Genomic DNA, 13,953 nt, shown 5'->3' with positions numbered 1-13,953 from the left:
GCCATGAACGCGAGGGGCCGCCCGATGGACTTGATCGTCGCCAGGAACAGGGAAGACCTGGTCAAGGCGCGTGGCGGTGGCGAGGTGGCGCTGGTGCCGACCATGGGCGCGCTGCACGAGGGCCACCGCTCGCTCATGCGGCTCGCCCGGTCGCGGGCCGACCAGGTGGTGGTCAGCGTCTTCGTCAACCCGCTGCAGTTCGGGCCCAACGAGGATTTCTCCCGCTATCCCCGTACGTTCGAGGCGGACCTGGAGGTGTGCCGGGCCGAGGGCGTGGACGTGGTCTTCCACCCGTCGGCCGAGGACATGTACCGCCCCGACCGCCAGGTGAGCCTCCTGGCCGGCCGGATGGGCGAGATCGTGGAGGGCGAGTCCCGCCCCGGGCACTTCGACGGGGTGCTGACGGTGGTGCTCAAGCTGTTCAACCTCGTCCAGCCGAGCGTGGCGGTCTTCGGCCAGAAGGACGCCCAGCAGCTCGCCCTGATCCGCCGCATGGTCGCCGACCTGGACGTGCCGGTCGAGATCGTCGGCGCGCCCACCGTACGCGAGCACGACGGCCTGGCCCTGTCCAGCCGCAACCGCTACCTGTCCGAGGACGACCGGCAGGTGGCGCTGGCGCTCTCCCGCGCCCTGCGCGCCGGCGAGGCCGAGCGGCGGCCCGGCGCGATCCGTGAGGCCGCCCGCGCGGTCCTCGCCGCCGCCGGCCCCCGGCTCGACCTGGACTACGTGGTGCTGGTCGATCCCGCGACGTTCACCGAGGTGGGCGAGGAGCACGCGGGTGAGGCCGTGCTCGCCGTCGCGGCCAGGATCGGCGCCACCCGGCTGATCGACAACGTCGTCCTGACGGTGAATCCGGCCTGAGCCTGACCCCTGGGCATGCACGCGCTCCCGGAGGCGTTATCGTCATGTTGACGAAATCGCCCGAGTGGAGGAGAGCCCAATGAGCGCACCGGCGATTCCCCTGCGGCTGACCGCTCCCGCGCCCGGCTGGAGCGCCGAGGCCGACCTGGTCGTCGTGGGCTCCGGCATCGCGGGCCTGACCGTGGCCCTGCGCTACACGGAGCTGGAGCCCGAGGCCAAGGTCCTGGTCGTCACCAAGGACGTGCTGTCCTCGGGCTCGACGCGCTGGGCGCAGGGCGGCATCGCGGCCGTGCTCGACCCCCGCGACACGCCCGAGGAGCACCTGAACGACACGCTCATCGCCGGCGTCGGGCTGTGCGACGTACGTGCGGTGCGGACGCTGGTCACCGAGGGCCCCGGCGCGCTGCGCCGGCTGATCGAGCGGGGCGCCCGCTTCGACCGCACCCCGGACGGCGAGCTCCAGCTCACCCGCGAGGGCGGCCACCGCCGCAGCCGCATCGTGCACGCGGGCGGCGACGCGACCGGCGCCGAGGTGCAGCGGGCGCTCATCGAGGCGGTACGCGCCCGCCCCTCCATCGAGGTCATCGAGCACGCCCTGGTGCTCGACCTGCTCAAGGACGCCCACGGCCGGGCCAGGGGCGTCACCCTCCACGTGATGGGCGAGGGCGCCCGCGACGGCGTCGGCGCGGTGCTCGCGCGGGCCGTCGTGCTCGCCACCGGCGGCATGGGCCAGGTGTACGCGGCCACCACCAACCCCGTGGTCTCCACCGGCGACGGCGTCGCGCTGGCGCTGCGGGCCGGGGCGGTGGTGCGCGACCTGGAGTTCGTGCAGTTCCACCCCACCGTGCTCTGGCTCGGCGCCGACTCGACCGGCCAGCAGCCGCTGATCTCGGAGGCGGTGCGGGGCGAGGGGGCGTACCTCACCGACCACGAGGGCAACCGCTTCATGGCCGACGCGCACGAGCTGGCCGACCTGGCCCCGCGCGACGTCGTGGCCAAGGGGATCATGCGGACGATGCGCGCGACCGGCCGCGACCACGTCTTCCTCGACGGCCGCCACTTCGGCCGGCGCAAGTGGGAGACCCGGTTCCCCACCATCTACGCGGTCTGCCGTGAGCACGGCATCGACCCGGTGACCCAGCCGATCCCCGTGGCCCCGGCCGCCCACTACGCCAGCGGCGGCGTACGGACCGACCTGCGCGGCCGTACCTCGATCGACGGCCTCTACGCCTGCGGCGAGGTGGCCTGCACCGGCGTGCACGGCGCCAACCGGCTGGCCTCCAACTCGCTGCTGGAGGGCCTGGTGTTCGCCGAGCGCATCGCCGAGGACGTGCACGCGGCCCGCCCGGCCCCCGGCGACCCGGTGCCGGCCGAGGGAGAGTCCGGGTTGGTGGATCCGCGCGTCCGGGCCCGGATCCAGGCGCACATGAGCAGGGGCGCGGGCGTGCTGCGCAGCCGCGAGTCGCTGCGCGCCACCGCCAAAGCGCTGCTCGACGCCCGCTGGACGCCGGTCGCGGTGCCGCCGTGCACCGAGTCCTGGGAGGCGGCGAACCTGCTCACCGTCGCCACCGTGCTCACCGGCGCGGCGGCGGCCCGGCTGGAGACCCGTGGCTCACACTGGCGCGAGGATCATGAGACGCGCGACGACAACGAATGGCTGGGCCACCTCGACGTGACCCTGACGGAGGAGGGCCTTCGCATGACGTACACGCCGCACGAGGACACGATGCCGGCCCGGCTGGCGCAGGAGCTGTCGGCCGCCGGGCTCGACCCGGCCGAGGTGGACGCGCTCATCGCCCGCGCGCTGGAGGAGGACCTGTGGGAGGCCGGTGACGTGACGAGCCTCGCCACCATCCCCGCCGACCAGCGCTCGTCGGGCGACGTGGTGGCGCGCAAGGACGGCGTCGTGGCGGGACTGGCGGTGGCGGAGGCGGTGTTCGTCCGGCTGGGGGCGGACCGGACCGAGCGCCGGGCCAAGGACGGCGAGCGGGTCCGGGCGGGCGACGTGCTGCTCACCGTCGAGGGGCCCACGCGCGCGCTGCTGACCGCCGAGCGCACGGCGCTCAACCTGCTCACGCACCTGTCCGGGGTGGCGACGCTCACCGGCAGGTGGGTCGAGGCGATCAAGGGCACCGGGGCCCGCGTCCGCGACAGCCGCAAGACGCTGCCCGGCCTGCGCGCGCTGGAGAAGTACGCCGTACGCTGCGGCGGCGGCGTCAACCACCGCATGTCGCTGTCGGACGCCGCGCTGATCAAGGACAACCACGTGGTGGCGGCCGGCGGCGTGGCCGAGGCGTTCCGGGCGGTCCGCGAGCGCCACCCCGACCTGCCCATCGAGGTGGAGATCGACCGGCTCGACCAGCTCCAGCCGGTGCTCGACGAGGGCGCGCGGGAGGTGCTGCTGGACAACTTCACGGTGGAGGACACAGAGCGTGCCGTACAACTCGTGAAAAAGCAGGCGAAAAACAGGGTTGCCCTTGAGGCGAGCGGGGGATTGACCTTGGAATCGGCCCGTGCTGTGGCCGAAACTGGCGTTGACTACCTGGCGGTAGGGGCGTTGACGCACTCGGCGCCGGCCCTGGACATCGCACTGGATCTACGGGGGTAATTGATGCTGCTCACGATCGACGTCGGCAACACGCACACGGTGCTCGGGCTCTTCGAGGGCGAGGACGTCATCGAGCACTGGCGGCTGGCCACCGACGCCCGCCGCACCGCCGACGAGATCGCGGTCGTCCTGCAAGGGCTGCTGGCGCAGTCGCCGCTGCTCAAGGGCGCCGACGTCGACGGCATCGCCATCTGCTCGACGGTCCCGAGCGTGCTCAACGAGATGCGGGAGATGTGCCGCCGCTACTACGGCGACGTCACGGCGGTGATCGTGGAGCCGGGCATCCGCACCGGCGTGCCGGTCCGCATGGACAACCCCAAGGAGGTCGGCAGCGACCGCATCGTCAACGCACTCGCCGCCATCGACCAGTACGGCGGCCCCTGCGTGATCGTCGACTTCGGCACCGCCACGTCCTTCGACGCGGTCTCGGCCAAGGGCGAGTACATCGGGGCGGTCACCGCGCCCGGCATCGAGATCTCGGTGGACGCTCTCGCCTCCGCCGGCGCGCAACTGCACAAGGTGGAGCTGGTCAGGCCGCGCTCGGTGATCGCCAAGAACACCGTCGAGGCCCTGCAGGCCGGCATCATCTACGGCTTCGCCGGCCAGGTGGACGGCATCGTCGAGCGCATGACGGCCGAGCTGGCCGACGACCCCGACGAGGTCACGGTCGTCGCCACCGGCGGGCACGCCGGGCTGGTGGTCGGCGAGTCGCGCTCGATCGACGTGCACGAGCCGTGGCTCACGCTCATCGGCCTGCGCCTGATCTACCACCGCAACGCGGGCTGACACAGGAGCAGGCGGCCCCCCGCTCGGATAAGGGGCCGCCCGCGGTCTTCGGGTGCTCGGTCGTCATGGCGCCAGGGTGCTCGGATGCGAGCTCAGGCGTCACTACTCGTTCTCGTTGGTGTAGATGTAGTCCCAGCGGCCGCACTTGGTGGGGAACCTGCTGTTCAGGCCGATCTGGCAGACCTGCACGCGCAGGGTCTGGACGTCGTTCTCCTCGAAGTGGAAGCGCTGGAAGCTGGGGTAGCCGCAGTACTTCCGCCAGAAGACCGGCGACCAGTCGCCGTCGAAGTCCTCGGCCTGGAAGCGCACGTACGCGCACTTGCCGCCCTCGTCGTAGCTGCGGTTGTCGCGGTCCCAGAGCTTGCCGCGCACGTGGACCTCGTTCGACTCGCCGTCGTCGTCCCAGTTGACGGTGACGCTGCCCTCGGCCTTGGCCTGGAAGTGCTTGGCGTAGACCGGGCCCCAGTGCGAGGAGTAGTCGTCGGCGTGGGGCGCGGAGGCGAAGGCGGCGGTGGGCATCGACAGGGCGACTGCGGTGGTGGCGGCGGCGGCGAGGGTGCCGATCGCGAGCTTCTTGAACATTTCTCTCTCCTGGAGCTCCCCTGGGCCGGCTCCCTGCCGGCCTCCCCCTGAGCTCGTGAGTCATTGATAAAAGAGCCCTCTTGCAGGCACCCTGCAACGGGCCGACGAGCCCTTGCAGTTCGCCATATCCCCTACGCTTTAGTGCTGTGAGCGAAGAACTTCCCGAGCAGATGCGGATCCGGAGGGAGAAGCTCGACCGCCTTCGCAGTGAGGGCGTCGATCCTTACCCGGTGAATTTCCCCCGTACGGCGACCAACGCCGAGGTCAGGGAGAAATACCAGGGCCTTGAGCCCGACACCGCCACCGGCGAGAGCGTGTCGGTGGCCGGTCGCGTCATGCTCAGCCGCGTCGGCGGGAAGCTCTGCTTCGCCACCCTCCGCGACGGCGAGGCCGACCTGCAGGTCATGATCTCCCTCGACCGGGTGGGCGAGGAGTCGCTGGCCCGCTGGAAGCGCGACGTCGACCTCGGCGACCACGTCGGCATCACCGGCGAGGTCATCACCTCGCGACGCGGCGAGCTGTCCGTGCTCGCCGACGACTGGCAGATCACCGCCAAGTGCCTGCGCCCGCTGCCGGAGAAGCACGTCGGCCTCACCGACCCCGAGGCCCGCGTACGCCAGCGCTACGTCGACCTCATCGTCAACGACGAGGCCAGGAAGATGGCCCGCGTCCGCAGCGCCACCGTGCGCGCGGTGCGCGAGTTCTGGCACGAGGAGGGCTACCTCGAGGTCGAGACGCCGATGTTGCAGCCGATCCACGGCGGCGCGGCGGCCCGGCCCTTCCGCACCCACATCAACGCCTACGACATGGAGCTCTATCTGCGCATCGCGATCGAGCTCTATCTCAAGCGGCTCGTGGTCGGCGGCGTCGAGAAGGTCTTCGAGATCAACCGCAACTTCCGCAACGAGGGCGCCGACTCGACGCACAACCCCGAGTTCACCATGCTCGAGGCGTACGGCACCTACCTCGACTATCACGACATCGCCGACCTGACGCAGCGGATGTACCAGAAGGCCGTCGTGGCCGCCCTGGACACCACGGTCGTGGTGCACGACGGCGTCGAGATCGACCTCGGCATGGCCGAGTGGCCCCGGGCGACGCTCTACGGCCTGGTCTCCGAGGCCGTCGGCGAGGAGATCACCACCTCCACCACGCTGGAGGAGCTACGCAAGATCGCCGACCGGCGCGAGGTCCACTGGGACCCGAAGTGGGGCTCGGGCAAGCTCGTGCAGGAGCTGTTCGAGGCGCTGGTGGAGCACACGCTGGTGCAGCCGACGTTCGTCATGGACTATCCGCTGGAGACCTCGCCGCTGGCCCGCCTCCACCGCGACAACCCGCTGCTCACCGAGAAGTGGGACCTCATCGGCTTCGGCACCGAGCTGGGCACCGGCTACTCCGAGCTCAACGACCCGATCGACCAGCGGCACCGGCTGGTCGAGCAGTCGCTGCTCGCCGCCGGCGGCGACCCCGAGGCGATGCAGCTCGACGAGGACTTCCTGGCGGCCCTCGAGTACGGCATGCCGCCCACGGGCGGCATGGGCGCGGGCATCGACCGAATGATCATGGCGTTCACCGGCAAGAACATCCGCGAGACGATCCTGTTCCCGCTGGTGAAGCCCACTCACTGACGATTGAGCCGCACGGGGAGCCGCGCGAGCCCCCGCAGCACCAGGTTCGGCTTGTACGGTGGCGCGGGATCGAGCAGCTCCATCCGTGGCGCCGCGGCGGCCAGGGCGGAGAGCGCGATCTCGCCCTCCATCCTGGCCAGCGTCGCCCCGAGACAGAAGTGGATGCCGAGCCCGAAGGCGAGATGCCGCCCCGGCTCACGAGCGCCATCCGAGCGGATGGCGTCGGATCGGCCGGAGCCGGATCGGCCGGGGCCGGATCGGGTGGGGTCGGATCGGGTGGGGTCGGATCGGGTGGGGTCGGATCGGCCGGGGTCGGATCGGCCGGGGTCGAAGTGGTCGGGGTCGGGGAAGACCGCGGGGTCGCGATTGGCCGCGCCGATCAGCGCGACCACGGCCGTCCCCGCGGGCACCGGCGTCCCGCCCAGCTCCGCGTCGCGCAGCGCCACCCGTCCGGTGAGCTGGACCGGCGGGTCGTAGCGCAGCACCTCCTCGACGACCTGCCGCGGCCGCTCGGCGGCGTACGCGAGCAGGCCGTGCCGGACCAGGGCGAGCACCCCGTTGGCGATGAGGTTGACGGTCGTCTCGTGCCCCGCCACGAGCAGCAGCACGCAGGTGGCCAGCAGCTCGCCCTCGGTCAGCTCCTCGACCCGGGTGAGTGCGCTCAGCAGGTCGTCGCCGGGCTGCCGGCGCCGGAGCTCCAGGAGGTCGCGGAAGTAGTCGCGGAACTCTCTTCCTGACCGCCCGCTCTCCGATATCAGCTCCGCTGTAAGCATCGGGTCAAGGCTGCGGGCGGCCGTCTCGCTCCAGCCCTGGAAGCGCTCGTGATCTTCCGGCGGCACCCCCAGCATCTCGCAGATCACCCTGACCGGCAGCGGGTACGCGAAGCCGGAAACCAGGTCGCCCTCCTCGGGCAGCGCCGCGATCAGCCCGGCGGTGACGGCCTCGACGCGCGGGCGCAGCCGTTCGACCATGCGGGGCGTGAACGCCCTGCTGACCAGACCGCGTAACCGGGTGTGATCGGGCGGATCCATACGCAGAAATGACTCGACAGGCTGACCTGGATTGACGCGGTTGATGGGACTGGGGCCGTGACCGAAACGCGGATCGCGGAGCATGGCACCGCACAATTCGTGATCGGTCAGGACGAACAGCCCGGCCGGCGTACGGAAGATCGGCCCGCGTTCGCGCAGCGCGTGATAGCGCGCATAGGGATCAACCAGAAAGCCGGGGTCCGCGGGATCAAAACCCAGAAGGTCCGCCGAACCCGAAGGGGAGGGAGATGAGCCTCCGGACTGATCAACGAGATCGGTCATCGCGCGTCCAGCATCCGGTCGGCATATGGCGAGTAGGTCACATATACGCGATCATGTCAATAGCGCTCGTCAAGGGCGGGATTTATCACGCTTGACGACCTTTCAGAGATGCGTTTACCTTCTGCGAGACGAGCGGCTTTGGCCCGTTGTGAGGTCCAAATTCTGCTGTTGGGGGGGAGGGCTCCCGATGGAAGTGCTCACTGAAGGCGTTGAGCTGAGCCACGCGGATCTGGCTTTACTCGGCGAGCTGGCCAAGGGCGTCACTGTGGATCGAGTGGGGAGACGTCTGGACATCAGCGGACGCACGGTGCGCCGAAGACTGCGCGGCATCTGCGACCGCATCGGTGTGGCCACGGCCATCGAGGCCGTGGCCTGGGCGGCACGCCGCCATCTCATCTGAAGGGACGCTTGAGCAAGGGTCACCGGGTCATGCCGGCTCAGTCTGCGATGCGCACCGCGCCCGCGAAGGGCCGGTTGCCGAGCGCGGCCACCCGTACGACGTCGCCGGTGCGCGGGGCGTGCACCATCATGCCCCCGCCGATGTAAATGCCGACGTGGTGCAGGTCGCTGTAGAAGAAGACAAGGTCGCCGGGGCGCATCTCCTCACGGGAGATGTGCCGGCCCGCGGTCCACTGGTCGCCGGTGTAGTGCGGCAGCGAGATGCCGACGCGCCTGAAGGCGGCCATGACCAGGCCGGAGCAGTCGTAGGAGCTGGGGCCTCCCGCGCCCCACACGTACGGCTTGAGCTGCTGCGTGAGCGCCCACCTGGCGGCCGCGGCGGCCTTGCCGGTGCCGGGGATCGGCAGGTTGACGCGTACGGCGCGGGTGCCGGGCTGCCCGGCCTCGCCGAGGGCGCGGCGGAAGAGGCTGCTCTCCGTCTTGGCCACGAGGGCGGTGATCTTGTCGCGCTTGGCGTCGAGGTCGGCCACGATCCCGCGCAGCTCCTCCATGCGGGTCTTGGCGCCGGCCTCGGCGCGGGTGGCCGCGTCCATGGCCTTGAGCAGCTGGTTGACCTCTTCGCTCTGCTGCGTCTCCAGCGCGTGCGTGGTCGCGGCCCGGTCGAGGAACTCTTCAGGATCGTCGGACTGCATGAAGGTGAGCGAGCGGTTGAGCCCGCCGGTGATGTAGGCGTTCTGGGCGAGCATGACGGCCTTCGCGCGCTTGGCGGCGAGGTCGGCCTGGCTGTCGGCCAAGGTCTTCTGGGCGGAGTCGGCGGCCTTCTTGGCGGTTTGGTACTTCTCCCGCTGGCCGTTGTACTGCTCCGTGAGCGTCTCGATCTCGACGTGCAGCTTCTCGACCCGCTCCGACAGCTCCTTGAGGGAGGGCTTGGGCTCCGCGGACGCCGGGGCGATGGGGGCCGCCAGTAAGGCGCCGGCCATCAGGACCGCCGCTCCGAGGCGGAACGGTCGCCGGAACCGCTCCCGACGGGGGGCGCTCCCGCCCGCCGTCCTCTCGTCCCCACGCGTGCGCGTGCGCTTCACCAACCGACTCCCTTCCTCGACGCCTACCGGGTTAGCTGACGGGTTCGGGCCGGAGGAGCCCTACCGAACGTTTCGGATTCACCCCAGTGATGGCGTGCGGCGGGCGCCATCGGCGGGTCCCCGGCTTCCCTTGCGGGAATTGGGCGTGTCTCCCGCGCGCGACACGCGGGGAACGTCGTCGCTGGACACTAATGCACTCCCGGTTCCTGCTCAACCAGAACTGCTTGATCTGTTGAGGTTTCACAACCGAAGGGTCACAAGGTGATCTCGTGATCAAGCGTACAGGAGAGACTTTATGTCCTTTTTGCCCTTGGTTTTGCCTGACGTCGGCGAACGTCGGACCTGCGCCTGGACAGTCGTGCCGGACCCCGGGTACGGGGCGGTTGAGGGAGTTAGGTCCGAGCCGTAATGACATCTGTACTCTGGAGAGCCATGGAGCAGGTGGCCGAGCTGACAGCGCCCGAGACCGCGGTGGTGGTCCGGCGTGCCCGCACGCCCGACGTCCGCGGCATCAGGCGCCTGGTCGACACCTACGCGGGCGCGGGTCCCCGGCTCCTGGAGAAGACCACGGTGACGCTGTACGAGGACGTACAGGAGTTCTGGGTGGCCGATCTCGGCGGGCGGGTCGCCGGCTGCGGCGCCCTGCACGTCCTGTGGGAGGATCTCGCCGAGGTCCGCACGGTCGCCGTCGATCCGGAGTGCCGGGGCATGGGCATCGGCCACCGGATCGTGGAGGCCCTCATACAGCAGGCTAAGGATCTGGGTCTGCGGCGCGTATTCTGTCTCACTTTCGAGATCGAATTCTTCGCCCGGCACGGGTTCCGGCCCATCCAGGGGACACCGGTCTCACCGGAGGTCTACGCCGAACTTCTGGCCTCGTACGACGAGGGTGTGGCCGAGTTCCTCGACCTGGAGCACGTCAAGCCGAACACCCTGGGCAACACCCGCATGCTGCTCCATCTGACATCGGGTGACGCGGACCTTGACCAATTGGAAAGGTGATTGTTGATACCTATGTCGATACGTTGGGCAGCACAGGCATGTGCCCTGACACGTGCCACATGCGCACGCGAAGCGAGGTGACACGGTGAGCACCGGACAGCCGCCGTATCCGCAAGACGAATCCGGCGAGAACTCCGCGCCTGGCAATCCCCCCTACGGCCAGCAGCACCAGGGCCGTCACCCCGGCGAGCCCGACCCCGACGCCACCGTGGTCGGCTACCGCACGGACGACGCCTTCGGCCAGTCCCCCTACAACCAGCAGCAGCCCGGCTACGGCCAGCAGCCTCAATACGGCCAGCAGCCGCAGTCCCAGCCCGACTACGGCCAGCAGCAGGGCTACGGGCAGCAGCCCCAGTACGGCGGCCAGCAGGGCTACGGCCAGCAACCGCAGTACGGCCAGCAGCAGGGCTACGGCCAGCAGCCCCAATACGGTCAGCAGCCGCAGTCCCAGCCTGACTACGGTCAGCAGGGCTACGGCCAGCAGGGCCAGTCCCAGCCGGGCTACGGCCAGCAGCCCCAGTCCCAGCCGGGCTACGGCCAGCAGCCCCAGTACGGCCAGCAGTCGCAGTCGCAGCCCGGCTACGGCCAGCAGCCCTCCTCGGGCCAGTACGGCACCCAGCCGGGCTACGGCCAGCAACCGCAGTACGGCCAGCAGCCGCAGTCCCAGCCCGACTACGGCCAGGGCTACGGTCAGCAGCCGCAGTCCCAGCCCGACTACGGCCAGCAGCAGGGCTACGGCCAGCAGGCCCAGTACGGTCAGCAGCCGCAGTCCCAGCCCGACTACGGTCAGCAGGGTTACGGCCAGCAGGGCCAGTCCCAGCCGGGCTACGGCCAGCAGTACGGCGACCAGCAGTACGGTCAGCAGGGCTACGGCCAGCAGCAAGGCTACGGACAGCAGGGCTACGGCCAGCAGCAGGGCTATGGCCAGCCCGGCTACGGCCAGCCGGTCGGCGTCCAGCCGCCCGGCGCGCCCGCCCCGCTCGCCGAGTGGTGGCAGCGCCTGGTGGCCAGGTTGATCGACGGCGTCATCCTGTTCGTCATCAACTTCGTCGTGGGCCTGATCCTCGGCATCTTCTTCGTGGCGAGCTACAGCTCGCTCGACGGCACCAGCAGCGGCATCGGCACGTCGTTCCTCGCCAGCATCCTGGCGGCGCTCGTCGCGGCGGCCCTCTGGGTGGCTTACGACTTCTTCCTGCTGAAGATGAGCGGCCAGACCGTCGGCAAGATGGTGATGGGCATCAAGGTCGTCCTCGTCGGCCAGCCGATGCCTGCCAAGGGCCTGCCGAACGACGCCGCGCTCAAGCGGGCCGGCGTCACGTGGGGCTGGTGGGTGTTCAACGCCATCCCGCTGCTCGGCTGGGTGCTCGCCTACGCGGGCGTGGGAGTCAACGGCGCATCCCAGCTCTGGGACAAGCCGTTGCAGCAGACGTTCGCCGACAAGGTCGCGCGTACGGTGGTCGTGAAGATCAAGTAGTCCGCGCGGGACGCGAACCTGGGGGCCGGCTTACCGCCGGCCCCTATGTTTTGCCCGCCGGGCCGTACCAGAATGGGGACACCCGCACTCCCCATTCGGGGCCGCCGACGACGCGAGGTGGAGGTTATGACCGGGACCGCGCCGCGAGCGGACACGCTGCCGGCGGAATGGTGGGAACGCCTCGGCGCCCGGCTGATTGAAGGGCTCGTCTTCGGGGTCTTCTATTACATTCTGTTCATCGCGCTCTGGGGCGTCTTCCGGACTGTCGGGTTGTTGGAGCTGTTCGACGGCAGGTTGCCCGGTGTGGGCGCCTCCCTGGTCGCCGGAGCCGGTTATACCGGCTACGACTGGTGGGCCCATTCCCGCGGGGGCCGGACGTTCGGCAAGGCGATCATGCGGATTCGCCTGTCCCCCGAGGCGCCGGCGTCCAGGGCCGCGCTGAAACGGGCCCTGGTCTATCCGGGCGCGCTCATGCTGATCGGCATTCCGGTGGTCAATCTCCTGGCCGGAATGCTGCTGTTCGCGGTGGGGCTGCTGATCCTGATGGACAAGCCGCTGGAGCGCGGCCCGCACGACCGGCTGGCCGGAACGCGTGTGGTAAAAGATCTTCGCTGAGCCTTCCACACCTGGGCGGATGCCTTTCGCAAAATTTCCGCTTGATCCGGTAAGGAGTCTGGAGAGACTGCCATTAGGCTATGGGGCGTCCGGGTTGCCGGATGTCGGCGCCCCTGAGACTCGCAGGGCATGTGTGTGCCGCTATGGTCAGTTGCGGGCGGTTGCCGCCGTACGCTGCACTGGGGTCACGCTCCTCCGGGCAGCGGCCCCGGGCGCATATAGCGCCCTCGAAACCCCGTCAGCCGTGGAGGCGAGGACGAATGGAAGCCCTAACAGATGTATTGTCAGCGCTCATCCCCCCGGTCGTGGTCGGCGGAGCCTTCATCTTTGGCGTGGTGAAGTTGGTCCGCCACGAGGGCGCCGGGCGCCGGCCTAAGGCTCAGCAGCCCGCCGAGAAGCAGAACTGATCGGCCAGTCAGCGAATCCCCGCTGTGCTGAATTGTCTCCGCGCCTTTTCGGGTATATGTTTGGGCAGGCGAATGAAACAATGCCCGCGAAAGGATTGCGTAGATGGCCAAGCACATCCAGGAGATTCTCATCGATGACCTCGATGGGGGCGAGGCCAATGAGACGGTCAGCTTCGCTATTGACGGCTCCTCCTATGAGATTGACCTCAGCGACCTTAACGCCAAGAAGCTGAGGGACGCGCTCTCGCCTTTCGTGCAGCACGCGCGCCGGGCGGGCGCCACCACCACGCGTCGTCGCACCCGCGGCGGCAACCGTGCGATGACCCGGGAGAAGAGCTCGGAGATCCGGCAGTGGGCGAAGTCCCGCGGCCTGCCGGTCAGCGAGCGCGGCCGTATCGCCTCCACCGTCGTCGAGCAGTACGAGGCGGCTCACTGAAAGAGTCGTCGCTCGACCGTGCGCTTATGCCGTTCGCCTTGGACCCCGGCGGCCGCCATAAGCGCATGATCGTATTCAGGGGCGTCTCGAATGGTGGAACGCCCCAGAGGACGATCTGCTGATGCGCTCACATATGCGGGCGTTTTGATCGGCTGTCGCGGCTGGTGTCGGCCGCCGATTCGCCGGCCGCGCCCGCATATGTGAAGCGTCCTCCCCGGCCTGCTCCAAAGCCGAAAGGCCCCCGCTGTCCGTTCCTCCGGGCATGCGCGCGGGCTCCTCCACCGCGTTCCTCGCCTGTTCCTCCCGCTGTTCCTCGCGGGTGTTCCTGAGTAAAAGCTGGGAAGCGTCTGCGAGAGGCGGGGCAAAACCGGCTTGGCGGGGCGGGTGCGCACAATGCCCGGTCCCCACGCGCCCGCGTGATGAGGCCGGTAACCCGGCTGACCGGATGAGCTTTTGCGACGGGAGCGGTAGGTGCCGGGTCATGCTCAGGGCGTAGTGACCGCGCTTGGCCATCCCCGCCACACGACATAGGATGATTACGCATGAGAAACGGACGCGGCATCATCGGCGATGCGGCGGGCGCGACCCCTTCGCCGGGCCGCACACCCGGGCGTCCGGCGGCCGATCCGTGTCGATCTGCATACGCCGCGGCGGCAATTCGGTGTCGTCTCCCCGTAGCGGCCTAAACATCGTTCGCTTGCGGCGTATCGGGAACACGTGACCCCCGAACAGTAGTTGGATAGAGGGTGAACGCCCTGCT

Annotated in this window: 12 protein-coding genes and 1 riboswitch; of the genes, 9 read left to right on the top strand and 3 right to left on the bottom strand. The window is 69.5% G+C overall.

Annotated elements, in window-relative coordinates; genetic code table 11:
- Window positions 1–24: 24 nt before the first annotated feature.
- From panC to ABD292_RS31175, 3 genes are all read left to right on the top strand, one after another.
- A complete protein-coding gene (gene panC, locus ABD292_RS31185) occupies window positions 25–861 on the top strand; it encodes a pantoate--beta-alanine ligase (RefSeq protein ID WP_344213581.1) in 837 nt (278 codons plus the stop codon).
- A 79-nt stretch (window positions 862–940) separates the two neighbouring features.
- A complete protein-coding gene (locus ABD292_RS31180; RefSeq protein WP_344213579.1) occupies window positions 941–3,469 on the top strand; it encodes an L-aspartate oxidase in 2,529 nt (842 codons plus the stop codon).
- A 3-nt stretch (window positions 3,470–3,472) separates the two neighbouring features.
- Window positions 3,473–4,255 carry a type III pantothenate kinase gene (locus ABD292_RS31175; protein WP_329588513.1) on the top strand — a complete coding sequence of 261 codons (783 nt, stop codon included), beginning with the start codon at window positions 3,473–3,475 and terminating at the stop codon, window positions 4,253–4,255.
- A 102-nt stretch (window positions 4,256–4,357) separates the two neighbouring features.
- Here ABD292_RS31175 and ABD292_RS31170 read toward each other — a convergent pair whose 3' ends face one another.
- A complete protein-coding gene (locus ABD292_RS31170) occupies window positions 4,358–4,837 on the bottom strand; it encodes a hypothetical protein (protein ID WP_344213577.1) in 480 nt (159 codons plus the stop codon).
- A 146-nt stretch (window positions 4,838–4,983) separates the two neighbouring features.
- Between ABD292_RS31170 and lysX the strand changes: the two genes are divergently transcribed.
- Window positions 4,984–6,465 (top strand): bifunctional lysylphosphatidylglycerol synthetase/lysine--tRNA ligase LysX, encoded by a 1,482-nt coding sequence (gene lysX / locus ABD292_RS31165; protein ID WP_344213575.1) that lies wholly within the window; start codon window positions 4,984–4,986, stop codon window positions 6,463–6,465.
- Here lysX and ABD292_RS31160 read toward each other — a convergent pair.
- Window positions 6,459–7,496 (bottom strand): cytochrome P450, encoded by a 1,038-nt coding sequence (locus ABD292_RS31160; RefSeq protein ID WP_344213573.1) that lies wholly within the window; start codon window positions 7,494–7,496, stop codon window positions 6,459–6,461. The two genes, lysX and ABD292_RS31160, sit on opposite strands and share 7 nt — an antisense overlap.
- 469 nt (window positions 7,497–7,965) lie before the next feature.
- On the opposite strand from ABD292_RS31160, the gene ABD292_RS31155 reads away from it, so the two are divergent.
- Complete coding sequence (locus ABD292_RS31155) at window positions 7,966–8,178, top strand: LuxR C-terminal-related transcriptional regulator (protein ID WP_091081333.1); 213 nt, start codon at window positions 7,966–7,968, stop codon at window positions 8,176–8,178.
- 37 nt (window positions 8,179–8,215) lie between these two features.
- On the opposite strand, the gene ABD292_RS31150 is transcribed toward ABD292_RS31155, so the two are convergent.
- Complete coding sequence (locus tag ABD292_RS31150) at window positions 8,216–9,157, bottom strand: C40 family peptidase (protein ID WP_344213570.1); 942 nt, start codon at window positions 9,155–9,157, stop codon at window positions 8,216–8,218.
- A gap of 107 nt (window positions 9,158–9,264) precedes the next feature.
- A riboswitch (cyclic di-AMP (ydaO/yuaA leader) is annotated at window positions 9,265–9,415 on the bottom strand.
- A gap of 276 nt (window positions 9,416–9,691) precedes the next feature.
- Between ABD292_RS31150 and ABD292_RS31145 the strand changes: the two genes are divergently transcribed.
- The 4 genes from ABD292_RS31145 to ABD292_RS31130 all read left to right on the top strand — a co-directional run bounded on the left by ABD292_RS31145 (window position 9,692) and on the right by ABD292_RS31130 (window position 13,193).
- Window positions 9,692–10,261, top strand: coding sequence for an amino-acid N-acetyltransferase (locus ABD292_RS31145; protein ID WP_344213568.1), 570 nt, complete (start codon window positions 9,692–9,694; stop codon window positions 10,259–10,261).
- A gap of 85 nt (window positions 10,262–10,346) precedes the next feature.
- Complete coding sequence (locus tag ABD292_RS31140; protein WP_344213566.1) at window positions 10,347–11,735, top strand: RDD family protein; 1,389 nt, start codon at window positions 10,347–10,349, stop codon at window positions 11,733–11,735.
- A gap of 126 nt (window positions 11,736–11,861) precedes the next feature.
- Window positions 11,862–12,350, top strand: coding sequence for an RDD family protein (locus ABD292_RS31135; protein ID WP_344213564.1), 489 nt, complete (start codon window positions 11,862–11,864; stop codon window positions 12,348–12,350).
- Window positions 12,351–12,860: 510 nt separating this feature from the next.
- Window positions 12,861–13,193, top strand: a complete 333-nt coding sequence (locus ABD292_RS31130) for a histone-like nucleoid-structuring protein Lsr2 (protein WP_329588529.1) — start codon at window positions 12,861–12,863, stop codon at window positions 13,191–13,193.
- The last annotated feature ends 760 nt before the right edge of the window (window positions 13,194–13,953 follow it).

The sequence above is a fragment of the Nonomuraea bangladeshensis genome, from assembly GCF_039529455.1.
GTDB lineage: Bacteria > Actinomycetota > Actinomycetes > Streptosporangiales > Streptosporangiaceae > Nonomuraea > Nonomuraea bangladeshensis.
Note: the sequence above shows the minus strand (reverse complement) of the source record. Positions and strands in the feature narration are given on the sequence as shown.